We start from the raw sequence: 23387 nt of genomic DNA, 5'->3' as shown, positions 1-23387 counted from the left end.
TCCGCCGCAATACGACTAGCCGGCTCACCACGACCAAGCCGGTCTAAAGCCTGCCGCCCAAACTTCCTAAACTTGACAGAAACACCCACAACTCACTCCCTCTACTAGGAGTGATGCATTCACGACTAGAAGCTACCCCCCTTAAACCGCCACTATTTACCGCCAACACAACCCCACACCCACAACACACACCAAAACAAACAAGGAAAAGCTGGCACCAGCGCCTCAAAAGTGGAACAGCAACCGGTAAGCGTCCGTGTTAGGGGCCGGGTATGCCGTAGGCTGGCCAAACATGAGCCATGAATTCGCGGTGGGTGCCTCGGCGGCGCCGCTCACGTGCAGTATCGTCATTCCTTGCTATAATGATGCCGTTTTGTTGAGGCGTTGTTTGCGTAGCGTTCAAAAGCAGACAGTCGCGCCGGCTGAGGTTCTCGTGGTCGATAATGAATCCACTGATGATAGCGAAAGCGCGGCCAAGGAGTTCGGGGCGCGGGTGGTGGAGGAACCTCGCAGGGGGATCACCTGGGCGGTGCACACCGGTTTCAATGCCGCGAGAGGAGACATTTTCCTGCGCACAGACGCCGATACTGTGCTTCGGAGTGACTATGTGGCAAAAAGTATGGAGGCCTGGCGGGAGGTATTGGCTGCGGAGAGTTCGCAGGCTCAGGGCGGGCGTGGCAGTGGCCGCAAGGTTGTAGCGATGACCGGCGCAGCGCGATTTGAGCTCCCAAGCCCGTGGGCGGGATTGCTATCGCGTGTTTATCTAGGGGCCTATAGCCTGACAGCGGGGGCAGCGTTGGGGCACGCGCCCATCTTTGGGACTAACTGCAGTATCAGGCGTAGTTGGTGGCTGTCGGTGAGAGACGGAGTCGACTATAGCGATCCTGTTGTACACGAGGACTTGCATTTGTCTTTTGCCGTCCGCCCTGATGAGACGGTCGCTGTACGCGATGAGATTGGCGTCGAGATGGACCCGCGGGCGTTACGCGGGATAAGGCAGATGGCTAGGCGCTTTTATCGCGGCTTTTATACCATCTTCAGCAATTGGCGGAAGCAATCCCCGCAACAACGTCTGTGGCAGCGTCTGCAGGCTCGTCGCTAGGGTTGCTCATCGCATTAGAGAAGGTGGTTGAACACACCAGCGGCAACAAGGCTGATTGTCACGGCGGCACCAGTGACGTAGTTCAGCCACAGGAATACGCGCCAGCTCTTATTAGCGTCCTCGCAGTTCTCGTCGGTGATATTCCACCAGCGAGCGGCGTTGATGACGTATCCCAAGGAGAGGATTCCCGGGATAAGAGCAGGAAAGGGGAGCGTGAGAACGATGAGGCTGGCGGCGAGGTAGAAGAATGTCGCCAAACGCGCTGTCAGGCGCGCGCCACAGGCGGTGGCAATGGAGGAGATGCCGGCCTCGTTGTCAGCCTTGACGTCTTGGACCGCGCCGAGGGCGTGGCTGGCTGCACCCCATAGGAAGAAAGCAATGCAGGCCGCGTAGAAGGAGATACCAGGCGCGGTCGGTGCCATGGCGGCGCCCACGAGGGCGGGGGTCACAAAGTGCCCGCTGGAAGTCAAGGAATCCAGGAAGGGCTTCTCCTTGAAACGCAGGCCCTTGAAGGAATAGGCAAGGACAAGGAAGAGCGAAAAGACCAGCCAGAGCCCAGAGGCGAGCGTGCCCATGGCGAGCAGTACAAGGCTCAAGGGAATAACGCTCACTGCCGCGGCCCAGAGGATGGGGCGGTGGAATTCCCGGCCTAATACCGCGCCCTCGACGCCGCCCTTGCGGGGGTTGCGGATGTCGGATTCATAATCGTAGACATCATTAATGCCGTACATCGCGACGTTATAGGGAATGAGGAAGAAGAGGAAGCCCAGGATTAAACGCAGATCGATTGAGCCCCCGCTGATGAGGTAGCCCACGCCGAAGGGGAAGGCTGTGTTGATCCAGCTTATCGGGCGCGAGGAGACAAAAACCGTGCGCGCAATCGCGCTCAGGGAGGGAGTGCGTTCCTGATTCATGAGCGGGTACCTTTCCATAGCGCGCATAGAATGAGCACCACAAAGATGGTGTAAAAGAAGTCCTCGACGGGAACTAGGCCCACCCGGATACCGAGCTGCTGCTGTGAGCCGTAACCGACAAGCCCGGCGAGAATCATGAGGTTGTCAAAAACCGCTGTGAGGACGAGGAGAACGGCGCCTACCGCCGCAGTCGTTGCCACGGCGTGGGGCAGGCGGCGAGAATAAAGAACCCATATCACAAGGGCGAGCGCCAGGAAGGGCGCGCTGATGAGGAGATAAGTCATTGGGGGGACTCCTGCCGGGAGGAGAAGAGACGTCGAAAAGCACTGATGAGGTTGAGGGTGAGATAGGACAAGAAGAAAAGGAAGATCGGCTCCTCGACGGGGAGCTCGGGGGCGAGTTCGATGCCTGTCATGTACGGTGAACCGCCGCGGAAGAAGGTGCCGGTGGCGATGCCGAGTGCATCCCACACGAGGAAGAGGACGGTGCAGGCAATGCACAGCAGCCAAGCGCGGCGCGCGTCGTGGAAGAAGGTCAGCCGCCAGCGGTGATCGCACAGGAACATGCCGAGCAGAGAAAAGCCGAGGATGAGGAGATAAACCGCCGCCATAGGTCTAGCTCCTACCGTGTAGCGCGGAAGGCTCGAGAGGAGCAGTCGTGGTGTCACCGTGCATGCGCTTGAGCACATTTTCTGCGGAGATCAGACACATGGGCACGCCGACTCCCGGCACGGTGGTGGCGCCGGCATAGTAGAGGTTGTCCACGCGGGCGGAGCGGTTGCTTCCGCGTAGGAACGCGGATTGGCCCAGCGTATGGGCGGGGCCAATCGAGCCGCCGCTCCAGGCGTGGTAACGCTCGGCAAAATCGGCCGGGCCTAAGGTCTTACACACGACGATTCGCTCGGGCAGGTCCGGGATATCGGCCCAGGCGGCAATCTGGGCGATGGCGGCATCAGCGATGGCCTTCACCTGCGGCGACTGCTCCGCGCGATAGGCATCCCCGTGGCCCAGTCCCGGCTCGGCCGGGGTGGGAACCAGCACGAAGAGGTTCTCGTGGCCCGCGGGGGAAACTGCGGCATCGCTCGCAGAGGTCTTCGATACGTAAATGGAGCGCGAGGCCTTGAGCGGGCGGGTGGGCTCCGGCCCGGAGTAGACGGCGCGGAAATCCGGGTCCCAATCCTGAGAAAAGAGCAGCGTATGGTGTGCGAGCTGGGGCAGCTCACCGCGCACGCCGAGCAAGAGTAACACCGTGCCAAGGCCGGGATCGCGTCGCGCGAAATATTCCTCGGGGTAGGAGCGTAGCTCGGGGGGAAGCAATTCGGTTTCGGTGTGGTGGAGGTCGGCTGCGGAGACCACGGCATCGGCAAGCAGCGTCTGCGGGCCTTGCGGGCCAAGGACCTGCACCCCGGTGGCGCGGGTGGGCTCCCGGTCGCCGCCCGCTGTGAGGATCGCGGTGACTTCCTGGCCTAGGAGGAAGTCGACGCCGGCGTCGCGGGCCTGGCGGGCGATGGCCTCGACTACCGCAGCGAAACCACCGCGCGGGTAGCGCACGCCCTCGACGAGATCGGTGTGGCTCATCAGTGAGTAGAGCGCGGGGGTGTGCCGCGGCTGGCTCGAGAGGAAAACCGCGGGGTAGGAGAGAATCTGACGCGCGAGGCGGGAGCGAAACTGCGAGGAGACGTAGCTATCGAGGCTACGGGTCAGCAGTTGTGCCAGGGTGCCCAGGCGGCGGCGAACCGCAGCACCGGCCAGCTCCCGCGGGTCGGAGAAAGTGGTGTATAAAAAGCGCGCCAGCGCCAGGTTATATGCATCCGTGGCGCGGTTGAGATACTCGCGCACGCGGGCCCCGCCGCCCTCCTCGAGGCTTTCGAAGAGCGTCGCTACCTCATCGATGCCGGTTTCGACGTCAACGGCACTACCATTATCGCTGTAGACGCGATAAGCCGGGCTAAGGTCTACCAGCTCGACTTCTTGGTCGGTGGTGGTTCCGCAGAGCTCGAAGAAGTGGTCGAAGGCCTCCGGCATGAGGTACCAGGACGGGCCCGTGTCCCAACGGAAGCCGCCCTCGCTGTAGGTTCCGGCGCGTCCCCCTACCTCTGGTTGCTTGTCGACGACCGTTACCCGTTTGCCATCGCGCGCCAGCAGGGCGGCTGTGGCTAGCCCGGCCACCCCGGCACCGATGACCACGACGGATTCCGGCTGCCTAGAGGAATCGGATCTACTAGAAGGATGGGTGCGTGAGGAAAGCAGACGGGTGAGCCGGTTGTTCAATAAAGCCATGGTGTAATCAGCGACCTATTTCTGGGGTTGGGGTGAGAAGCCGGGGAAAAAAGAATGAAAGAGAGCCGGGGCAATGAGCAAGGCTTTATGTGCTGCGGGCACGCGCACGCGGCGGAGGGAGATTTCAGCCGCCGGCACTTCTGCTAGACGCTCGGCGAGTTCACTAAAGAGCTCGGTGGCGAGGTTGACTCCGACACGGGCGCGCAGCGGCAGGTAGCCGGTAGCGGCGCGTGCGACGACCAGGTCAGAACGGATATCGGCGATGAGAGCCTCTTTGTTCTCCTCATCTAATTCCTGTGTGGCCAGGCCCGGAAAATAGCTGCGGCCGAGGATCTCGCGGTCCTCGGCCAAGTCCCGTAGAAAGTTGATCTTTTGGAAGGCTGCTCCGAGTCTTTGCGCGCCATCCTCTAGGAAAGCCCGGCGCCCGGGCCGCAGCTTTTTGCCCGCTAGAAAAGCATCGAGGCAAAGCAGACCGATGACCTCGGCGGAGCCGTAGACATAGGCGGCGAAGTCATCCTCGGCGTAGGTGTCCTGCGTGAGATCGCGGCGCATGGAAGAGAAGAAAGCGCGCATGTGCTCGTCGCGGAAGCCGCAGCGCCGGGCCGAAATGGCATAGGCGTGGAGGACGGGATTGGCGTGGAAGCGCAGACGTGGTGCGGCGAGGACCGCCTGTTCATAAGAATCGAGGTATTCGGCAACCTGGGATCGCTTCAGACCGGCGGCACCTGCTGTGCCGTCAACTATCTCATCGGCGATGCGGACCACGGCGTAGAGGCTGCGAATATCCTGGCGCACTTGCCCGCCGAGCAGCCGGGTGGCCAGAGAAAAACTGGAGGAGTAGCGGGCGATGATGCGTGACGTGGCCGCGAGGGAGGCGGCGTCGTAGCGCGCGAGGTAGCCCGCATCCGCAGCTGAGGCTTCCTTGTCTCTTGCGTTCTTAAACAAGGCCCACCACCATCTTCTCGATGTCATCCGCCACCCCGCGCAAGCCGCTGCGCACGTCGCTCGGGATGGGGGCGGCGTCAATTTCCTTGCGGGCTATGGTCAGCTCGCCGCGCACGGCGCTAAGTACATTTGCGGTGGCCTCCTCGACACTTAAGCCGCGAGCAAGCTGGGCGGTGAGCAGGGTTGCGCGCCCCGCCTCGACATCGCTGGCGGCCTTGCCGGAGAGCCCGGTGGTGCTGGCCCCGAGGAGATCGTCTCCTGCCTGGTAGGCCTTTCCCAGATGAATGCCGATGCTGGAAAAAGCCTCCGGATCGCGGCCAGCGGCCGCTGCTCCTAGGCACAACGGCAAGACGAAGCTGTACCAGCTTGTCTTGAGGTGGTTACTGCGGGCGATATGCGCGATGTGGGTCTCGTGGAGGGCGTTGTGTTCGACGTCGAAAAGCTCGCCGATGATGGTCTGCGCGCTGATGGTGCCAAACATTCCCACGGCCTGCCGGAGCAGGTTAGGGGAGAGGTCCGCCTCCGCGAGGATTTGATAGACATAAGACATCGCGAGGTCTCCGATGAGCAGTCCGAGGCTCGTGCCGTCAATCCCGGGGCGCGAGGCTCCCCGCTCGCGCAGCGCCTCGATGGCAAGAGCATGGACCGTAGGCTCCCCGCGACGTAGCAGATCCTCATCGATGATGTCATCGTGGATAAGGAAAGCCGAATGGAGGAGATCTACGCAGGCGCCGAAAACACAGGCAGCGCGGGTCGCCGGCTGCCCTGCCGCGAGATGGACAAGGCGGCAGCGAACGTGTTTGCCCCCAGTCGCCAGCGCAGTGAGGGTGTCGTGCAAGTATTCGAGCAGGTGGACGTCGAGGTGCTGCGTGGCGCAGCGGTGAGCGGCGAGCTGATCGTGGAGAAATCCCTCCAAGTAGGTGACTGATTCTTGGGTGCAGTTATTGAGAAAACCTTCGGGAGAATCTGCGGGCTTTACTGTGCGTGCGCTTTCACCCAAACGGAATGCTGTTGCTTCGGGCTTGTCCATGGGGGCGTGTCTTCCTCTAGAAATTGCGGATAGACTAATTCGCACCGAGTGTAGTCCATCGGCCACAGGGTTCGTGTGGCCCCCTGGTGTTGACAAATGTCACTGATTGATCCGCCGGTGCGAGGCGTGTCGCGCTGGCAAGTAAGGTAGAAGAGCACATCACTACTTCTGAGGAGATCTCCCCATGACTGCAGCCGCGGCCCGCGCCGTCGAACTGTTCAAACAATACGGCCAGGGCGATACCGCCGTGACTGCTTTGGATCACATCAACGTCGAGTTTGCCAAGAACCACTTCACCGCCATCATGGGCCCTTCGGGTTCGGGCAAGTCCACCCTGATGCACACTATGGCGGGCCTCGACTCGGCCACGAGTGGCTCGGCCTTCATCGGGGACACGGACATGTCGCAGCTGGGGGACAAGCAAATCACGGCCTTGCGCCGCGACCGCCTGGGGTTTATCTTCCAATCCTTCAACCTCGTTCCCACGCTTACGGCGGCAGAAAACATCACCCTACCCACTGATATCGCCGGCAAGAAGCTGGACAAGCAGTGGTACACGGAGGTCACTGAGCGCCTTGGCCTGGCGGATCGTCTCACGCACCGTCCCGCTGAGCTCTCGGGTGGCCAGCAGCAGCGCGTGGCGTGTGCTCGCGCTTTGGTCTCGCGTCCGGAGATCATCTTCGGCGATGAGCCCACAGGAAACCTGGATTCCAATTCCTCCGCCGAGGTGCTCGCTATCCTGCGCAACGCCGTCGACCGCGATAACCAGACCGTCGTTATTGTCACCCACGACGCCAAGGCGGCCAGCTACGCCGACCGCGTGGTATTCCTCGCGGATGGCAAGTTGGTCAATGAGCTGCACAATCCAACTATGGAAGCCATCCACAAGGTGATGGCGGAGATTGAGAGCTAATGGCAGCCAATAACACCATGCGCAAAGTTTCCTTGCGCAATATCATGGCACATAAACTGCGCCTAGCCCTCACACTTCTCGCTGTGGTGCTGGGAACCTCTTTCATCGCCGGTTCCTTCATGTTCACCAACTCGCTTTCCTCGACCTTTGATGCTGCGGTATCCAATGCTTTCAGCGATGTCGATGCGGCGGTCAACGGAGATAGCCTCAACGAGGAGATTCGCACCCAGCTGGCGCAGGATTCCGAGATAGCGAACGTCAACGCGGAATCTACCCAGACCGTAGTCGTGGCCAATAAGGACGCAGAGGCTTTCCAGACGAGGGGAGGCTCGGCCTCACTCAATCCCTATTACCCAGCAGAGGAGATGGTGGGCAAGCCCGCCGAGATAGTTGAGGGCGCTGCCCCGCAGGGCACGGGGGAGGTCATTGTCAATGACTCCGCTGCGGAGAAATTCGGCATCAACGTCGGCGATGAGATCATCGTTGTCCACCCCGATCATCGCGAGAGCGTCACCGTGAGCGGACTCTTCAAGCCCTCCGTCGAGCAGGGTGAGGCGTTGCTGCTGGAGATGGATGCCCCGGCCTTCATCGAGTTATACGGCAACCCGGAGCAGCTGGTGGTCTCCGCCGCGGAAGGGGTGAGCCCCGAGGAATTGGTGGATCACATCAATGTCACCTACCCAACCCTGAGCGCCGAATCGGGGGAGAAGGTGGCGAAACAAATCTCCGATGCCATCAGTTCCGCCTTGAAGTTTGTTAACTACTTCCTCATTGCATTCGGCCTCATCGCCCTGCTCGTGGGCACTTTCATTATTGCCAATACTTTCTCCATGATCGTGGCCCAGCGCACCAAGGAGTTCGCGTTGCTGCGCGCGCTGGGCGCCTCACGTGGGCAGATCACGCGTTCTGTCGTATTCGAGGCCGCAATCATCGGCGTTATCGGCTCAGCAGTCGGTGTCGTAGCCGGCATCGGTCTGGTCGCCATCATCAAGGCAGTGCTCAACGGGCAGGGCATGCCCATGGGCTCCTCGCTGGGGCTGTCGACCTCCGCGGTCGTCGTGCCCATCGTCCTCGGCACCGTGGTCACCGTCATCTCCGCCTGGGCGCCGGCGCGCCGGGCGGGTGCGGTCAAGCCCGTCGAGGCCATGCGCACCACGGAACAGGCTGCGGGTTCCCCGCTGAAGGTGCGCACCATTATTGGCGTTCTCTTGCTTGCCGTGGGCGCGGGTCTTGCCGTTGCCTGCACCTTGATGGACGGCTCCACTGGGCGGCTTGCCAGCCTGGTGGGAGTGGGTGCCTTGGCCGTCATCGTTGGCTTCTTCCTGGCCTCCCCGGCCCTGTCCCTGGGTATCGTTCCTGGCCTGGGGCGGGTTATTGGTGCGCCTTTTGGCGCCGTCGGCAAGCTTGCCTCGACCAACTCCCGCCGCAACCCGCGGCGCACGGCAACCACCGCCTTCGCGCTGACCTTGGGTGTGGCGTTGGTGACTGCCATTGGCATGCTCGGGGCGACCATGAAGTCCTCCGTGGCCGATACCCTGGAGTCCAATATCACCGCTGACTATATTCTTAGCGGCCCTACCAGCGGTAACTTTCCCACGCCGGCGCAAACTGCGCAGGTAGCAGCGGATACGCCCGGTGTCACCGAGGTGCTGCAGCTCTCCATAGCCTCAGCCACCGTGGACGGGGCATCGTCGATGGATTACGGCCCTGAGCTGCAGAAGTCCTACGTGGTCGACAACAACCCGAGCAGCATGATCTCCTTCGACATGGCGGAGGGAAGCGCCGACTTTGACGAGGGCTTCCTCGCCACCACCGACTTCGCCGCCGCCCATGGCTGGAAGGTGGGCCAATCCTATCCACTCGCGGTCGACGGCCAGCCGGTGGGCGAGATTGAGCTCAAGGGCATCTTTGCGCCCAACCGGATAGTGGAGAACATGGTCATCGCCAGCCCTCAGATCCCTGCCGGCATCCAAACCGTCTACATGGTGGGCGTCAACGGCACCGGAGATGATCTGCGCGAGAACCTCGAGAATTCCGTCAAGGACCTCGTCGTGGTCCAAGTGATGTCCAGCGAGGACTTCGCCGGTGAGGCCGCGGCCATGATCAACCAGATGCTTGCCATTCTCTATGGCCTTCTTGCACTGGCGGTCATCATCGCGATCCTGGGCATCGTCAATACGTTGACGCTCGGTGTCATCGAGCGGCGCCAAGAGATTGGCATGCTGCGTGCCGTGGGTACGCAGCGCCGCCAGATCCGCACCATGATCACCCTGGAGGCAGTCGGAATAGCCATCTTCGGCGCCCTTTCCGGCGTCATCATTGGCTTGGGTCTGGGCTGGGCGTTTATCGACATCTTGGGAGGCGTCGGCCTCGACACCGTCACCGTGCCCTGGGACCTTATCGTCATCATGCTGCTGGGCTCTGGCCTCGTTGGCATCGTTGCAGCCCTCTGGCCCTCCCACCGTGCGGCCAAGACGCCACCGCTGGAGGCGATTGCCGCCTAAAAGGCAATCCACGTCGCGCCCAACCAGGCCACGGCTATGCCGAGCCCGAGGGACCAAAAGAGGTACTGGATGAAGGCCCAGTACCTCTTTTCTTTGACCATCTCACCCAGCTCCTTGGCAAAAGTCGACCACGTTGATAAGCCGCCGGCAAAACCAACGATGCAGAGGGGGGAGATGATCTCCTCGCCCGCGCCCAGGCTCAGTGCCCCATAGGCTAGGCCGATGGCGAGGGAGCCGACGAGGTTGGCAGCAAAAGTACATATGGGGGAGGGCAGAATCCGGGTGAAGCCATAGCGCAGCACGCCGCCTGCGAAGGCGCCCAGCGCCACATAAAGGAGTGCAGAAAGCGTCATCGCAGCTTGTCTCCCAGCAAATATGCGCCGACGCAGCCAATGACGGTGGCGGCGACATAGCCCGCGGCCGCTGCGGCCGAGGCCTCCCCGGTGAGGAAAGCGAAAGTGGCGAAACTGGTAAACCCGCCCAAAAATCCCGTTCCCCAGAAGGGGCCGGGCTTCCAGTAGCCCATCGCCGCGCTGCCAAGGACATTGATGAGCAGTAGCGGAAGCATTCCGCCGGCTAGGGCCCAGGAGACAGCAAAACGGGCGAGGGCACCGAGTGCGGCGCCGCAACCGACGATGAGGGCTTGAGGCATGGCTTCAGGCTACTCGGAAGGAAGCAGGATTGGACCTTTTAACGCTCTACCCCCGTGCAGGGGCTTGCACCTGCTGCGAAGACCCGCATTTGCGGGCAAGCTAGGGGAGGAAGAATAACTTCTACTCGCGGCGGAGCGTGCTCGACTCGCAGTGGCCTCGTTGCGCTTGATTTAAGGAGAATGATTCCACATGTCCGATCCCCGCGCTAGTACGCCAGCACAACCCCAGGATCTCGTTGACATCGCCGCTCTCGTCACGGCCTATTACACCCGCATCCCTGATGTCGATGTGCCCGAGCAACGCGTGGCCTTTGGCACCTCTGGCCACCGCGGATCTGCTTTTGATTCTGCCTTCAACGAGCAGCATATTCTCGCCATCACCCAGGCCATTGTGGATTATCGCCGCGGGCAGGACATCACCGGTGCGTTGTTCATCGGCCGCGATACGCACGCCCTTTCTGAGCCGGCCATGGTCTCCGCGCTCGAGGTCTTGCTGGCTAATGGGATAGAGGTCCTCGTCGATGATCGCGGACGCTATACGCCCACTCCGACCGTCTCCCACGCCATTTTGACCCACCCCGGCACCGACGGAATCGTGGTCACGCCCTCCCATAACCCGCCGCGTGACGGCGGCTTCAAGTACAACCCGCCAACTGGCGGGCCCGCCGATACTTCCGCCACCGATTGGATTGCCGAGCGCGCTAATGAGTATCTGCGCGCTGGGCTGGCTGGAGTGCAACGTGTGAGCGTCACCGGCGTGCTCGATGAGCGCTGCCTGCGGCATAACTTCCTCGAGTCCTACGTGGAAGACCTGAAGTCCGTGGTGGACATGGATGCGATCGCCACCTCTGGCCTAAAGATCGGCGCTGACCCGATGGGCGGTGCTTCCGTGGATTACTGGGCGGCCATCGCCGATCATTATGGGCTGGATATGACCGTGGTCAATCCACTGGTCGATTCCACCTTCCGGTTTATGACGCTCGATACCGATGGCAAGATCCGCATGGACTGCTCCTCGCCGGACGCCATGGCTTCGCTCATTGCTAACCGCGATAAATACGATCTCGCCACCGGCAATGATGCTGACTCTGACCGCCACGGCATTGTCACCCCGGATGCTGGGCTGATGAACCCCAACCACTACTTGGCCGTTGCCATTGAGTACCTCTTTAGCCACCGCCCGCAGTGGGGAAATGCAGGCGTAGGCAAGACGTTGGTGTCCTCCTCGATGGTCGATCGCGTCGTCGCCAAGCTCGGGCGGACCTTGGTCGAGGTTCCCGTTGGCTTCAAGTGGTTTGTGCCCGGGCTTAGTGACGGCACTTTGGGATTCGGCGGCGAAGAATCCGCCGGCGCCTCCTTCCTGCGCCGAGAAGGCGGGGTGTGGACCACTGACAAGGATGGCCTCATCATGGACCTGCTCGCGGCGGAGATAACCGCAGTCACCGGCAAGACGCCCTCGCAGCTCTACACCGGCCTGACCGCCGAGTTTGGCAATCCGGCCTATGCGCGTACCGACGCCCCCGCCACCCGCGAGCAGAAGGCAATCCTAAAAGAGCTTTCCCCCGAGCAGGTCACCGCGACCGAGCTGGCTGGCGAGCCCATTACCGCCACCTTGACCAATGCGCCCGGCAACGGCGCGCCACTGGGCGGGCTGAAGGTTATGACGGAGAACTCCTGGTTCGCCGCTCGTCCTTCGGGCACGGAGGAGAAGTACAAGATTTATGCAGAATCTTTCCTAGGTGAGCAACATCTGAAGCAGGTTCAGCAGGAAGCACGCGATCTCGTTTCCCACGCCCTCAAAGTTGAGGGTTAAACTATTTTGCGTGACTAAAAAGATTGATAAGAAGCTCGTCCTTGACATCATCAGTGCCATAGCGCGCTTCTACATGGCCTATATCTGGATCAAGGCCGGCGCCGCCAAGATAGGTGAGCACATGTCGGTGACCCAGTCCATCAAGGCCTATGAGATTTTCACGCCAGAATGGTCCAACTACCTGGCTTTTCTCATCGGCCCTCTGGAACTCATCGGCGGCGTGCTTCTCCTATTGGGGATCTTCTTGCGTCAGTCTGCGGTCATCGGCACCATTGTCTTGGGCCTGTTCATGGTGGGCATCGGGCAGGCCTGGGCGCGCGGACTGGGCATCGATTGTGGCTGCTTTAGCGTGGACCCCAACGAGAACGCGCAAGTCATGAATTACATGACAACCTTGGCACGTGACACGTTTTACATTGTGCTGATGGTGTGGACTATCAAGCGTCCTTTCGCCAAGTTTGCCCTGCATCCCTAAAACGGAAACCTGTAGGCTTAATTAGTCAGAATAGATACTCATTTTGCGCCGCGGGCAGCACTGCTTGTTAGCCCTCCGGTGCATAGAAGCTTAGGAAGACAATGAGCAAAGTAACCGACCCTAACGCCAAAAACAGCAACGGATTCATCTGGGCTGTGGGCGTCCTTCTGGTCATCATCGCAATCGTGATCGGCTACATCGTGTGGAATGGCCGCGGCGCCAAGACCTCCGCACTGGCAGAGTACGAGCAGCGGGATGTCGCAATGGACATGGTGTTCGCGGATAATGCCGTCACCTTGAAGTCCGCCAACGCTGCAGCAGATGCCGCCGAAGTTGACCTCTACGAGGACTTCTCCTGCCCGCACTGCGGCGAGCTGGCCATCGCCACCGACGGTCAGATGAAGGATGCCATCGAGGCAGGCAAACTCGTGGTCAACGTTCGCACGCTGAACTTCTTGGACGGCAAGGACATTGAGAACAATTCCGGCCACTCCACCAAGGCGGCCGCCGTCATGGAGCAGGTCGCGGAGTCTGGGGATGCGAAGGTCTACTGGAACCTGCGTTCTTACCTGCTTGAGCACCAGCAGGACGTTGCGAACCAGTGGTCCTTTGAGGACTTCGGCAACGCCGCCAAGGAGCTCGGCGCGGACGCGGATACCGTGAAGAACATTAAGGACGTCGACATCAAGAACGGAAATAAGCTGGCCAAGGCCAACTACGACCTCTTGGAAAAGACCACCGGCAAGGTTTCTTCACCCCGCATCATCGAAGACGGCAAGGACGTGCCCGCCGATGACAGCCAGTCCATCGAGGATTGGGTCTCCATCGTCACCTCCCAAACCGTGTTCTAGCACGCGATTTGTTTCTACAAAATGGAACCATATATAGTTAAGCCCGTTGCAAACGAAAGAATGTAGCGAGCTTAATGGGGCTATGGCGCAGCTGGTAGCGCACCACACTGGCAGTGTGGGGGTCAGGGGTTCGAATCCCCTTAGCTCCACCATTATGAAGTCTCGAGACATCGTTCCTAAAACGGTGCTCGAGACTTTTGCGATCCGTGGGGGTTGCGTGGTTCCTACTCGGCATCTACGCCGTGTTCACGCCCTGAGGGGCCCAATCGGGAGCACCCTATTTACCGTGAACCTGGGGGTGGTAGGCCTTTTGGTGCTCGCACTGGGCTATATGACAGCCTAGATGGCTAGGATTCTCGGGAGTGGGAACGTGGATCCGGGATCAGCTGGAATCAGTCGGCGATGCCGGACCTCGAAGCGGGGCTCGTATGGTTGCACCATGACTTCCGCTCGCCAGTACGATCGCACTAGTACTAAGCCCCGCTCGTGACCCTCGATGCAGAGGCTGCGGGAGAATCCGAGCAACCGGTAACCGGTGACTAGGGCGCAGGCCTCTTCCAGTATTTCCCGCACCAAGGTCTCTTCGGGTTGTTCGTTTCCCTCGGGGCGACCCGCAGGTAAACCCCAGTGATCGCCTTCGTGGCTGATGAGAACCAACTCTCCGGGGTGGGTCAGGCAAACGCCGGCGGCCCCGTGGGTTTCTCGGTGCTGTGATGCCAGGACACAACCCAGTCTTGGCCGTTTGAGTGGGTGCGCATATTCTCACCATCACGCAGGGGCGTTAAACGCTTCACGGCGATCCTCTCCTTGGTACCCGGCCACGCTGATAACTCTAGCTTGGATGCGGGCGGATTCTGGATGTAGATGAGTGCGTCCAGTCGCCGCGGCAGAGAGCGAGGCAGAGTCGTACTGCGCGTGGGTATCCTCGTCGGGAATAGGAGCTGCTTACATTGAGCAGCAGCGTTGGCCAATAGATGGGTGAGGAATGAAAGCATGGGAATGGAACAGGTAGTTGTTTTCATCCACGGGCTCGGAGACACTACTGATGCATGGACGCACCGGGCCTCGTGAAAGGTAATTTGGGTGCCGAGGATTTCGCGCTTGCCGAAGCCGCTGAAGGCATCCTTGCAGACCTCGACCGGCTTGAGATTGGGGCCGCGCATTTTTGCGGCCTTTCGCTGGGAGCGATGCTTGCGTTCGAGATCGCGGTCGAGCATCCCGAGCGAACGATTACGCTCACAGTGGCGGCCGGACAAGTGAAACCACCTAGGGTGCTGATGAAGATCCAAAGGGCGTTTATGCGTCTGCTGCCGGCGAGGATGATCTCGTCGGCAGGCGTCAGCAAGTCCCAGCTCATCGCGGTCGTGGATGCAGTTTCTCATACCGATTTCTCGAGTAAGCTCGCGTTGATTGCAGCTCCCACGCTGGTGATCTGCGGTTCTAAGGACTGGGCAAGTATTCCAGCGCCTCGGGCACTTGCGAGCGGTAGCCGCGATTCCGAGTTGCGCATTATCGACGGCGCCGGGCACCTAGCTAACACCCAGACACCAGAGCTATTTTCCTCCGTTCTCAACGACTTCTTGTTAAGAAAGTCTCTAGGCCGCTAGCGTTGTCATTCCGATAAAGCTTATGGTGGCGACCACGAGCGTAGCTTGCGCTGCCAGAATGAAGGGCCGTAGGCCGACCGTGATGAGGCTGCGGATCTTGACTCCGCAGCCCAAGCCAAACATTGCTGCTGCTAAGAGCCAGGTTTGGGCAAACTGGCCTAGGTCAAGCACGAATTCGGGCACGGGGAGGAGAGAGCGCAGAGCCACAAGGGCGAGAAAGCCGATGATGAAGGGCGGCACAAGCGGAGGGAGTTTGGCTTCCGGTTTGTTGCTAGCGGGATCGGCTGATTTTGCGGCGGTACGTTGTTGTTGGCGCTGATGAATGCTCAAGATCAATGCCACCGGAGCAAGGAGCAAGACGCGGGCCAGTTTGATGACTACGGCGGTGCTCAGGGCGCTTCCACCGATGATGCCGCCCACGGCTACCACCTGGGCGATCTCGTGAATGGAACCTCCGGCCCACTTGCCGGCGGTTTCTGGATCTAGGCCGAAGGCGGTGGAGAGAAGCGAGATAAGCGGAATCATCAGCGTGCCGAAGATGACCACGAGAGCGACGGCGGTCACGGTGTCTTCCTCCTTCTTATCCTCCGGATCTGTGACCCCGGCGACTCCGGCCACGGCGGCGGCGCCGCAGATAGAGAAGCCGCAGGCGATAAGCAGGCTGAGCTGGGACCTGACACGAAGAAGCCGGCCAAGCAAGAGGGTGCTGGCGATGCCGCCGGTGACGATGCAGACCACCACGAGCAGCGTTGGCGCGCCGAGGGCCAGGATGTCGGAAAGCACCAGCTGGAGCCCGAGGAAGACGATGCCCAGGCGCAGGAGCTTCTTGGCCGCGAAGTCGATCCCGGGGGCTAGAGACTGCGGCAGCGTTGTGACGTTGGTGAGAAGAATGCCGAGGATTATCGCAATGAGCAGCGCGCTGACTCCGGGGATAAGGCGGGAGGCTTCGTAGGATACTGCGGCGGCGGCGAAGGACACAGCAACTCCAGGTAGTAGTGCGCGTTGCTTGTCGACGAGGCGGAGAGAACTCATGCATCTAGCTTGCGCGTCGATGTCGGGGGAGGGGAAGTACGGGGAGCCGCGTAGGCTACAAGTAAAGCTTGTGGCTGGGCGCACCGCGGTGGAGTGCTGAAGTCAGGAAGCAGAAGAACAAGAAGCAGCACAAGCAGTAGAAGTAGTAATAAACAAAGACAGGAGAGGAGCATGCAGGATCTGGATCTGGCGGCACTGCGCGCGCTCACCCTGGTAGGCCAGGAGCACAGCATCTCGGCGGCGAGCGCTTCGTTGGGGCTGAGCCAGCAGGCGGTGTCGCTGCGGATTCGGCGGCTCGAGAAGGAGATGGGGGTGCGTTTGCTGCAGCGCTCGGCGAGGGGCTCTCTGCCTACCGCAGCGGGGGAGCTCGTCATTGGCTGGGCGCGTCCAGTTCTCGCCGCTGCGGAGAGCTTTCATGCCTCGGCGGTCAACCTGCGCAATGACTCAGGAAGCAAGGTACGGGTGGAAGCCAGCCTGACTATTGCGGAGCACCTCATGCCGCAATGGATAGCGCAATGGCGCGAGAAGGTGGGTGGGGCAGGGCCCGTCATCCAGCTCAAGGCAGAGAATAGCAGCAAGGTCATCGAGGTCGTGGTGGCGAGGAAACATCCCTGGGCACAGAAGAGGGGAGTGGCCCTTCAGGAGCTGGCGCGGACCCCGTTGGTGCTGCGGGAGCTGGGCAGCGGAACCCGCGAGGCTTTTGAGCACGCTCTGGCTGATGCAGGCTATCCGCGCAGCGCAGAACCGGCGGCGGTGCTGGAAACCACGCTTGGGGTAAGGAGCGCGATTATCAGCGGGCTAGCCCCTGGTCCTTTGAGCTCCTTGGCGGTTGCACAAGATATTGAGGCTGGCCGGCTGTGTAGGGTCCAGGTAACCGGTCTATCGATCCAGCGCCCGCTGACTGTCATCTGGGCCGGCAAGCGCCTTCCCCGGCACGTTCGGCCCCTGTTTGAAGGTTCCCTGCCGCGGGTTTGAGGAGACTAAGGCTGAAAAAATGCAGGAGAGCAAGGGGAAAGCCTGAAAAAGGCTTACATCCAACCGATGTCATCGCGCTCATACTCCGCGCGGCGGAAGGCGAGGAGCTTAGTGAGCAGCGCGCGGGGCAGGGGCTTGTCATAGTCCAAGCTGAGGGCGCTTTTGCCGGTCTTATACTCGGCCAGCAGTTCCGCGCAGGCCTGCATGGTGCTGGGCGTGAAGTAGACGTTGAAGTGCTTCTTGAATCCCGCAAAGGTCACCAAAATAGTCTCTGTTGAGTAGGCGGGGGAGCTCCACTTGATTTCTTCTTGGGCCTTGGGCAGTTCCTCCCTAATCAAAGCCCGCAGTTCGCTCAGACGTGCCGCGTGGGCCTCAGGGAACTTTTCTAGGTAGCTATCGACCGTTGACATCAACGCGCCTTCCTTTCCGGGGGAGATGATTCAATACAGTACAGGCGCAGCTGCGCTATCTTGGCGGTCTTGGAAGTGCTGGCAAAGCGGAACACGAGGTTGAAATCAAGGCGCTTGTCACCGGCGCGCAGGACTCCATCGCAGGAGGCGAGCCGCCCGTGGGTGATGACGGAGTAGAGCTCCATACTCTCAGGAGAAAAGGGCAGCTGCAGGAATTCCTCCACCGAGGACGCGCCCGCGTGCTTGCTGCCTGCCACGGATAGAGCGGCGCCTTCGACGAGCCCAGCGCGCACCATCGCGGCATTGCCCTGAGCCCAGCTCACGGCGAATTCGGAGACGATGCCGATGCGCGGCGCATTGCCGCAATCGGTAGGAAGGTTGATGTCCATGGGTATCAGGGGATTTCGATAAGTTGGGGATTAAGGTTGAGGCCCAGTTGTTTGGTCATGGCGTTGAACTCCGATAATGGGTGCGCCGGGGACTCAGTGACCAGGGTGAGCAGCCGGCCCGAGCCGGGGATGACAAAGGGGGCGAAGTCAGCGACAACGTCATCGGCTGGGTCAAAAAGCCGGAGGTCTGGGGCGAGTTCCTGCAGGGCCGGGGCCAACCAAGGAAGGTGCGTGCTGGAGAGGGTCATGCCGGCAAGGTTGGGATACTGGGTGCGCAAGGCGTGCAGGAAGTCCTCGAGTGGATGGCGGATTCTCGCCTTATCTAAGAAGGCGCCAGACTCGACGAGTCCGATGAGCTCTTCTGCGGCCACCGAGACTACTCGGGCAGCGTCGGGCCCGGCCTCGGCTGAGATGAGCGCACGCAGGGCAGTGCTTTCCACCATGACGCGGGCGCCGGCGATGGCGAGAAAGGAGTCTTCGCCAAGCAGGTCTAAGCCCGCGCGAATCGGGGGAGTGATACCAAAGATGGGAATGCCGAAGCGGGGCCGTAGCTCGTCGAGTACGGTGACGCTGGGCGCGTTGGAGGCCAGCACGATGGCGCTAGCGCCGTGCACCACGAGGGACTGGCATGCGCGAGCGACCGAATGCAGGAGGTCTGGCACGGACTTGGCGCCGTAGGGGAAACTGGCGCGATCAGCTAAATAGATGATGTCCTGCGTGGGATAGGCCGCGCGCAGCCGGCGCACTAGGTCGAAGCTGCCCAGCCCCGCGTCGAACACTGCCACCGGGTGGGCGAGAGCCGGGATATATGTCATAAGGGGTATCTTCTTCCGGTGAGCAGGTAGCGGTTTAGGCCAGATTATGCGCCTGCAGCCACTGCCGGGCGATGTCGGCGCTGGAGCGCTGGTCCACGGTGGATTGCACGTTGAGTGCCACGAGGTCTTCGGCGCTTAACTGGGCGCTGACGGCGTTGAGCACGGGCGCGACCTCCTCGGAGACCGAGGATGAGACCAACGGCACCACCTGGGAAGCGAGGAAGAGGTTCTTCGGATCCTTTAGAGTGACGAGGTTATCGGTGCTGATGCGCGGATCGGCGCTGAAGACATTGGCCACGTTGACCGTGCCTGCCACCAGATCCGGAACGGTGGTATCGCCCGTGGCCTCGAAAGTGCTGTCCACGCCGTAGACGTCCTTGAGCCCTATGGGGCCATAGGGGCGTTTCTCCAGCTCGGCGGGCCCACCCAAGGTGATTGGAACGTCGAGACCTGCAAGATCCTCGAGGGAGGAGAGTCCATGCTCGGCGGCGAAATCCGCAGTGACGTTATAGGAATCCTGATCCGTTGCCTGCGCCGGGTCTAGCGCGCGCAGCGAATCCGGCAACGCTCCCTGCAGCGCCGCGGTCACTTCCTCGGGTGACTTGGCCTGCGTCTGCGGGTCGAGGTACTGCAGGAGGTTGCCCGTGTACTCGGGGAAGACCTCAACCTCGCCGCTTTCCAAGGCAGGCATGTAGGCATCACGTTGGCCAATGTTGAGCTTGCGCTCCACCTTGTGGCCGTCAGCCTCCAGCGCCTGGGCGTAGATCTCGGCGAGGATCTCGTTGGAGTAGTAGGCCTGAGAGCCCACGACGATGGTGTCGGGGTCTTGGCCGGAGGCGCCTTCGTCCGTGGCGAGAGGATCTGAGGAGGTGCCACAGGCAGTCAGGCTTAGGGCGAGGGCGCCAAGCGCGGCGACGATTGCAGTGCGGGAGCGAAGTGAATTGAGACGCATGGGGATGTTGCCTTTCTAAGTGGAGGTCGAAGCTCCAAGCGGGTCGAAAAACCTGCTCAGACCTTTGTTCAGCCCGGCGAAGATGAAGTCGAGGGCTAGGGCTAGGACGACGATGAGGAGCGAGGCCCCGAGGATCTGCGCATAATCTCGCAGCTGGATGCCTTGGATGATGTAGAAGCCCAGCCCCCAATTGCTGATGTATCCGGCGATGGTGACGGTGGCAACCACCTGCAGCAACGCGGAGCGTATGGCGCCTAAGAGGATGGGCAGGGAGAGCGGGACTTCGACGCGAAAGAGCACCTGCCACTGACTCATTCCGATGGCGGAGGCGGCGTCCCTCGTGGCGGCGGGAACGCCCTCGATACCTGAGTAGGCACCGGCGAGGATCGGGGCGAGCGCCAGCAGCACTAGCGCCGTGACGGTGGCCGCCTCCTTGTGCGTTACGCCCAACAGAACTACGAGGAGCAGGAGTAGACCAAAGGAGGGGATAGCGCGGCTGGCGCCCGTAAGCGCGATGACGAGGTCGCGCCCTAGTCCGGTGTGACCGATGAACCAGCCAGTGGGAATAGCAATAAGCGCGGCAATGAGCAGCGCGGCGAAGCTAAACCCCAGGTGAGTGGCAATGGCCTGGCCCAGCGGTAGCGCGCCAGTAGTGCGTTCGGGGGAAAAGATCCAGGCTAAAGCCTCGGAAAAGAGATTCATGCGCGTGCCGCCTTCCGCTGGTCGACTTGCCACGGCATGAGTGCGCGTCCGGCCAGGAGCAGGAAGCGATCAAGCACCACCGCGATGAGGGCAACGGCGAGGACGCCGCTGAGAATCTCGGCGGTGATCTGGCGTTGATAGCCGTTGGTGAAGAGGTACCCCAGGTTGCTCACGCCGATGAGCACACCCACGGTGGCCAGCGACACCGTGGACATCGCCGTCACCCGCAGCCCGGCCAAAATCACCGGGCCCGCCAAGGGTAGCTCCACCTTCCAGAACCTGCCCCAACCGCTGTAGCCCACCGCCGTGGCGGCAGAGCGCGTCTGCGGGGACACCGAGCCGAAGGCGTCGGCGGCGAATTGCGTCATCGTGGCCACGGCATAGATGGTCAGCGCAATGCTCAGATTGGTCTCCGAAAGAAAGCTGATGCCCAAAAGCGGCGGGAGCAGCGCGAAGAGTGCCAGGGAGGGGATGACATAGAGAATCCCCGTCAAGGCCAACAGTGCCGAACGGGTGCGCGCGTAGCGGAATGCCACCCAGCCGATGGGCACGGAAATAAGCAGCCCGAGGAGAATTGGCACGAGGCATTGGCGCAGGTGCTCCACCGAAAGACTGAACACCAGCGGGTAGTTCTCACTGAGCCAATTCACTCGCCCACCCCGGTCTCCCTAGCCGCATCCGCTTCTGCGGCCTTGATGAGGCGGCCTTGAGGGCGCCCAGCGCCGTCGACAAGCACGGTGCCCTTCTCGGTCTCGCGGGAATAAAGCGCGCGCGAACCACGCTTGAGGCCTACGAAGTCAGCCACAAAATCACTGGCGGGGGAGGCCAGAATCTGCGCGGGGGAGCCGACCTGGGCAATCTGGCCTTCGGCCTGCAGGATGACAATTTGGTCGCCGAGGCGAAAAGCCTCGTCGATGTCGTGGGTGACAAAGACGATGGTCTTGCGCAGATCACGCTGGAGACGCGCCACCTCATCCTGCAATTCGCTACGGACGATGGGATCGACCGCGCCGAAGGGCTCATCCATCAACAAGATATTTGGGTCCGCTGCCAAGGCCCTGGCCACGCCCACGCGCTGCTGCTGCCCGCCGGAGAGCTGCCCCGGATAACGCCCCGCAAGGGCGGGGTCAAGGCCCACGGCCGCCATCATCTCCTCACCGCGCTGCCGGGCCTCGTGCTTGGCGACGCCGCCCAGCCGCAGCACGCACGCCACATTGTCGATGACCCGCAGATGCGGCAAGAGCCCGGCGTTTTGCAGCACGTAGCCGATGCCACGGCGCAGGCGCACGGGGTCTTTCTCGCGGATGTTCTCCCCATCAATGGTGACCTGCCCGCTACTGGGCTCCACCATGCGGTTAATCATTCGCAGCAGCGTGGTCTTTCCGCAGCCGGAAGATCCGACAAAAACTGTGGTCTGGTGTGCGGGAATCTGGAGGGAAAAATCACGCACCGCCACAGCCTCGCCGGGGTACTCCTTGCTGACGTCCAAGAATTCAATCATGGATACTCCTTATCCAACGCTGCGGGAGTGCGGACCCGCTACTTAAGGTGGCGGCGGGATATCTGCCCCGCGCTAAGTTCTCCACCGTAGTCTAGAATTGTCCTTGGGCGAGCACAGATTCAGTGGCGCGGTTGAACAATTAAAGCAATAGGGTTGTATTCATCGCCCGTGCACTAGGGTTGTGCTTGGCACAGCAGCGCGCCTAGGCGTGTTGCACCGGGCACTGACTCCCTCGCTCCTAGAGTCACTGGATAATAAACGAAAAGACATGGCAGATCGCATTCTTACTACCCACGTTGGATCGCTCCCGCGCACCCCGGAGATCCTCGAGGCCAACCGGAGCGTGGCCGCCGGGGAGATCACGCAAGAAGAGTTCCGTGAAATCCAGAAGGAAAACGTGGAGTGGGTGGTCAAAAAGCAGCGCGAGATCGGCATCGACATCGTCAACGACGGCGAGTACGGTCACCCCGCTTCCGGCCCCGATGACATGGGCTCGTGGTGGAGCTATTCCTTCTCTCGCCTCGGCGGGCTTAAACTCGGCGCCGCTGATGAAGAGAATCCGGAGCGCGAGATAGTTCTCAACCCCGCTGGGGATCCGGAGTCACCAGGTAACCGCGTCCACATCGGACGCGTCGCTTCCTTCGATACCCGCCGGGATTGGCAGCTCTTCCACGATCTTTATGCCGATGCCGCCAGCGGCGCCGCCCCGGCGGTCCAAGGCCGTGGCGCTCAGGCCCCTTATATTGGCGCGCCCTTGACCTATACCGGCCAAGAGCTGGTGAAGCGGGATGCGCACCTGCTGCGCGAAGCCATGCGTGCGGCTCGCGCCGAGCAAGGTTTCGTGGCCTCCATTTCCCCAGGCATGGCGGCTGATATCGGCAACCGCTTCTACGAGACAGAGGAAGAACTCCTCGGCGCGGCCGCCGATGCCATGGGTCAGGAGTATAAGGCCATCGCCGACGCCGGCCTGACCGTGCAGATTGACGCCCCAGAGCTTGCCGACGTCTGGGATCGCATCAACCCCGAGCCCAATGTCGCTGACTTCCAGGCTTTTATCTCTCGCCGCGTTGACGCCATCAACCGCGCGCTGCGTGACGTGCCACGTGAGCAGGCCCGCCTTCATATCTGTTGGGGTTCTTGGCACGGCCCGCACTCGACCGATGTGCCCTTCGAACTCATCGTGGACGAGTGTTTGCGCGCCAACGTCTCCGGATTCAGCTTCGAGAACTCCACCGGGCGTCATGCTCACGAATGGCGTGTGTGGCAAAACCGTTCGCTGCCCAAGGAAACCGTCATCTATCCCGGGGTGGTGGCCCACTCCACCAACATCCTCGAGCACCCGCGAGCCGTAGCCGATCGCATCATTAAATTCGCCGATCTTGTCGGCCCCGAGAATGTCATCGCTAGCACCGACTGCGGCCTCGGCGGACGCCTCAATGGCACGCTGGCCTGGGCCAAGCTCGAGTCCCTCGTGGAGGGCGCGCGGATCGCCAGCGCGGAGCTTTTCTAAGCCGGTCGCACACCGC

26 protein-coding genes and 1 tRNA gene are annotated in these 23387 nt (G+C 61.3%); 10 read left to right on the top strand and 17 right to left on the bottom strand.

From position 1 onward, the window contains the following. Positions 1-292: 292 nt before the first annotated feature. Positions 293-1102 (top strand): glycosyltransferase family 2 protein, encoded by an 810-nt coding sequence (locus F4V60_RS10160; RefSeq protein ID WP_075730477.1) that lies wholly within the window; start codon positions 293-295, stop codon positions 1100-1102. 14 nt (positions 1103-1116) lie between these two features. Here F4V60_RS10160 and F4V60_RS10155 read toward each other — a convergent pair whose 3' ends face one another. The 6 genes from F4V60_RS10155 to F4V60_RS10130 are packed head-to-tail and all read right to left on the bottom strand — an operon-like array spanning position 1117 to position 6270. Continuing rightward, on the bottom strand, positions 1117-2016 hold the full coding sequence (locus tag F4V60_RS10155; RefSeq protein ID WP_075730476.1) for a prenyltransferase: 900 nt from the start codon (positions 2014-2016) through the stop codon (positions 1117-1119). Then, positions 2013-2300, bottom strand: coding sequence for a lycopene cyclase domain-containing protein (locus F4V60_RS10150; RefSeq protein WP_075730475.1), 288 nt, complete (start codon positions 2298-2300; stop codon positions 2013-2015). The genes F4V60_RS10155 and F4V60_RS10150 overlap by 4 nt, the downstream gene beginning before the upstream one ends. Then, on the bottom strand, positions 2297-2626 hold the full coding sequence (locus F4V60_RS10145; protein ID WP_075730474.1) for a lycopene cyclase domain-containing protein: 330 nt from the start codon (positions 2624-2626) through the stop codon (positions 2297-2299). The genes F4V60_RS10150 and F4V60_RS10145 overlap by 4 nt, the downstream gene beginning before the upstream one ends. 4 nt (positions 2627-2630) lie before the next feature. Next, positions 2631-4295 (bottom strand): phytoene desaturase family protein, encoded by a 1665-nt coding sequence (gene crtI, locus F4V60_RS10140; protein ID WP_084559199.1) that lies wholly within the window; start codon positions 4293-4295, stop codon positions 2631-2633. A 15-nt stretch (positions 4296-4310) separates the two neighbouring features. After that, positions 4311-5240, bottom strand: a complete 930-nt coding sequence (locus tag F4V60_RS10135; protein WP_075730472.1) for a phytoene/squalene synthase family protein — start codon at positions 5238-5240, stop codon at positions 4311-4313. Then, a complete protein-coding gene (locus F4V60_RS10130) occupies positions 5233-6270 on the bottom strand; it encodes a polyprenyl synthetase family protein (protein WP_075730471.1) in 1038 nt (345 codons plus the stop codon). The genes F4V60_RS10135 and F4V60_RS10130 overlap by 8 nt, the downstream gene beginning before the upstream one ends. A 184-nt stretch (positions 6271-6454) precedes the next feature. Here F4V60_RS10130 and F4V60_RS10125 point away from each other — a divergent pair, with 184 nt between their 5' ends. After that, positions 6455-7183: an ABC transporter ATP-binding protein gene (locus F4V60_RS10125; RefSeq protein WP_075730470.1), complete on the top strand. Its 729-nt coding sequence runs from the start codon at positions 6455-6457 to the stop codon at positions 7181-7183. After that, complete coding sequence (locus F4V60_RS10120; RefSeq protein WP_075730469.1) at positions 7183-9687, top strand: ABC transporter permease; 2505 nt, start codon at positions 7183-7185, stop codon at positions 9685-9687. The genes F4V60_RS10125 and F4V60_RS10120 overlap by 1 nt, the downstream gene beginning before the upstream one ends. Here the strand turns inward: F4V60_RS10120 and F4V60_RS10115 are convergent. Both F4V60_RS10115 and F4V60_RS10110 read right to left on the bottom strand, forming a co-directional pair. Then, a complete protein-coding gene (locus F4V60_RS10115; protein ID WP_075730468.1) occupies positions 9684-10040 on the bottom strand; it encodes a fluoride efflux transporter FluC in 357 nt (118 codons plus the stop codon). The two genes, F4V60_RS10120 and F4V60_RS10115, sit on opposite strands and share 4 nt — an antisense overlap. Then, the gene (locus F4V60_RS10110) at positions 10037-10339 is read right to left on the bottom strand and encodes a fluoride efflux transporter family protein (protein ID WP_075730467.1); all 303 of its coding nucleotides are present in this window, start codon (positions 10337-10339) and stop codon (positions 10037-10039) included. Before F4V60_RS10110 ends, F4V60_RS10115 begins: the two co-directional genes overlap by 4 nt. A gap of 190 nt (positions 10340-10529) precedes the next feature. On the opposite strand from F4V60_RS10110, the gene pgm reads away from it, so the two are divergent. The 4 genes from pgm (at position 10530) to F4V60_RS10090 (ending at position 13630) form a co-directional block, all read left to right on the top strand. Next, positions 10530-12152 (top strand): phosphoglucomutase (alpha-D-glucose-1,6-bisphosphate-dependent), encoded by a 1623-nt coding sequence (gene pgm / locus F4V60_RS10105; protein WP_075730466.1) that lies wholly within the window; start codon positions 10530-10532, stop codon positions 12150-12152. 10 nt (positions 12153-12162) lie between these two features. Beyond that, positions 12163-12627: a MauE/DoxX family redox-associated membrane protein gene (locus F4V60_RS10100; protein ID WP_075730465.1), complete on the top strand. Its 465-nt coding sequence runs from the start codon at positions 12163-12165 to the stop codon at positions 12625-12627. Positions 12628-12728: 101 nt separating this feature from the next. Further along, entirely contained in the window at positions 12729-13478 is a 750-nt protein-coding gene (locus F4V60_RS10095; RefSeq protein ID WP_075730464.1) for a DsbA family protein, read from the top strand. A 76-nt stretch (positions 13479-13554) separates the two neighbouring features. Continuing rightward, positions 13555-13630: transfer RNA gene (locus tag F4V60_RS10090), tRNA-Ala, on the top strand. 187 nt (positions 13631-13817) lie between these two features. On the opposite strand, the gene F4V60_RS13005 is transcribed toward F4V60_RS10090, so the two are convergent. Beyond that, positions 13818-14198, bottom strand: a complete 381-nt coding sequence (locus F4V60_RS13005) for an NUDIX hydrolase (RefSeq protein ID WP_366246744.1) — start codon at positions 14196-14198, stop codon at positions 13818-13820. Positions 14199-14527: 329 nt separating this feature from the next. Between F4V60_RS13005 and F4V60_RS10080 the strand changes: the two genes are divergently transcribed. After that, on the top strand, positions 14528-15085 hold the full coding sequence (locus tag F4V60_RS10080) for an alpha/beta fold hydrolase (RefSeq protein WP_075730462.1): 558 nt from the start codon (positions 14528-14530) through the stop codon (positions 15083-15085). On the opposite strand, the gene F4V60_RS10075 is transcribed toward F4V60_RS10080, so the two are convergent. Next, positions 15074-16117 (bottom strand): YeiH family protein, encoded by a 1044-nt coding sequence (locus F4V60_RS10075; protein ID WP_075730461.1) that lies wholly within the window; start codon positions 16115-16117, stop codon positions 15074-15076. The two genes, F4V60_RS10080 and F4V60_RS10075, sit on opposite strands and share 12 nt — an antisense overlap. 171 nt (positions 16118-16288) lie before the next feature. On the opposite strand from F4V60_RS10075, the gene F4V60_RS10070 reads away from it, so the two are divergent. Beyond that, a complete protein-coding gene (locus tag F4V60_RS10070; protein WP_075730460.1) occupies positions 16289-17092 on the top strand; it encodes a LysR family transcriptional regulator in 804 nt (267 codons plus the stop codon). A gap of 53 nt (positions 17093-17145) precedes the next feature. Here the strand turns inward: F4V60_RS10070 and F4V60_RS10065 are convergent, their stop codons facing one another. The 7 genes from F4V60_RS10065 to F4V60_RS10035 are packed head-to-tail and all read right to left on the bottom strand — an operon-like array spanning position 17146 to position 21861. Then, on the bottom strand, positions 17146-17502 hold the full coding sequence (locus F4V60_RS10065; RefSeq protein WP_075730459.1) for an iron chaperone: 357 nt from the start codon (positions 17500-17502) through the stop codon (positions 17146-17148). Beyond that, positions 17502-17891 (bottom strand): hypothetical protein, encoded by a 390-nt coding sequence (locus F4V60_RS10060; protein WP_075730458.1) that lies wholly within the window; start codon positions 17889-17891, stop codon positions 17502-17504. The genes F4V60_RS10065 and F4V60_RS10060 overlap by 1 nt, the downstream gene beginning before the upstream one ends. Before the next feature lie 5 nt (positions 17892-17896). After that, positions 17897-18706: a glutamate racemase gene (locus F4V60_RS10055; RefSeq protein WP_075730457.1), complete on the bottom strand. Its 810-nt coding sequence runs from the start codon at positions 18704-18706 to the stop codon at positions 17897-17899. Between the two features lie 34 nt (positions 18707-18740). Beyond that, positions 18741-19658 carry an ABC transporter substrate-binding protein gene (locus tag F4V60_RS10050; protein ID WP_075730456.1) on the bottom strand — a complete coding sequence of 306 codons (918 nt, stop codon included), beginning with the start codon at positions 19656-19658 and terminating at the stop codon, positions 18741-18743. Between the two features lie 15 nt (positions 19659-19673). Then, a complete protein-coding gene (locus F4V60_RS10045) occupies positions 19674-20360 on the bottom strand; it encodes an ABC transporter permease (protein WP_075730455.1) in 687 nt (228 codons plus the stop codon). Then, positions 20357-21010 carry an ABC transporter permease gene (locus F4V60_RS10040; RefSeq protein ID WP_075730454.1) on the bottom strand — a complete coding sequence of 218 codons (654 nt, stop codon included), beginning with the start codon at positions 21008-21010 and terminating at the stop codon, positions 20357-20359. Before F4V60_RS10040 ends, F4V60_RS10045 begins: the two co-directional genes overlap by 4 nt. After that, on the bottom strand, positions 21007-21861 hold the full coding sequence (locus F4V60_RS10035) for an ABC transporter ATP-binding protein (RefSeq protein ID WP_075730453.1): 855 nt from the start codon (positions 21859-21861) through the stop codon (positions 21007-21009). The genes F4V60_RS10040 and F4V60_RS10035 overlap by 4 nt, the downstream gene beginning before the upstream one ends. A 268-nt stretch (positions 21862-22129) precedes the next feature. On the opposite strand from F4V60_RS10035, the gene F4V60_RS10030 reads away from it, so the two are divergent. Beyond that, positions 22130-23371 carry a cobalamin-independent methionine synthase II family protein gene (locus F4V60_RS10030; RefSeq protein WP_075730452.1) on the top strand — a complete coding sequence of 414 codons (1242 nt, stop codon included), beginning with the start codon at positions 22130-22132 and terminating at the stop codon, positions 23369-23371. The last annotated feature ends 16 nt before the right edge of the window (positions 23372-23387 follow it).

It is taken from the genome of Corynebacterium flavescens, from assembly GCF_008693105.1.
GTDB lineage: Bacteria > Actinomycetota > Actinomycetes > Mycobacteriales > Mycobacteriaceae > Corynebacterium > Corynebacterium flavescens.
Note: the sequence above shows the minus strand (reverse complement) of the source record. Positions and strands in the feature narration are given on the sequence as shown.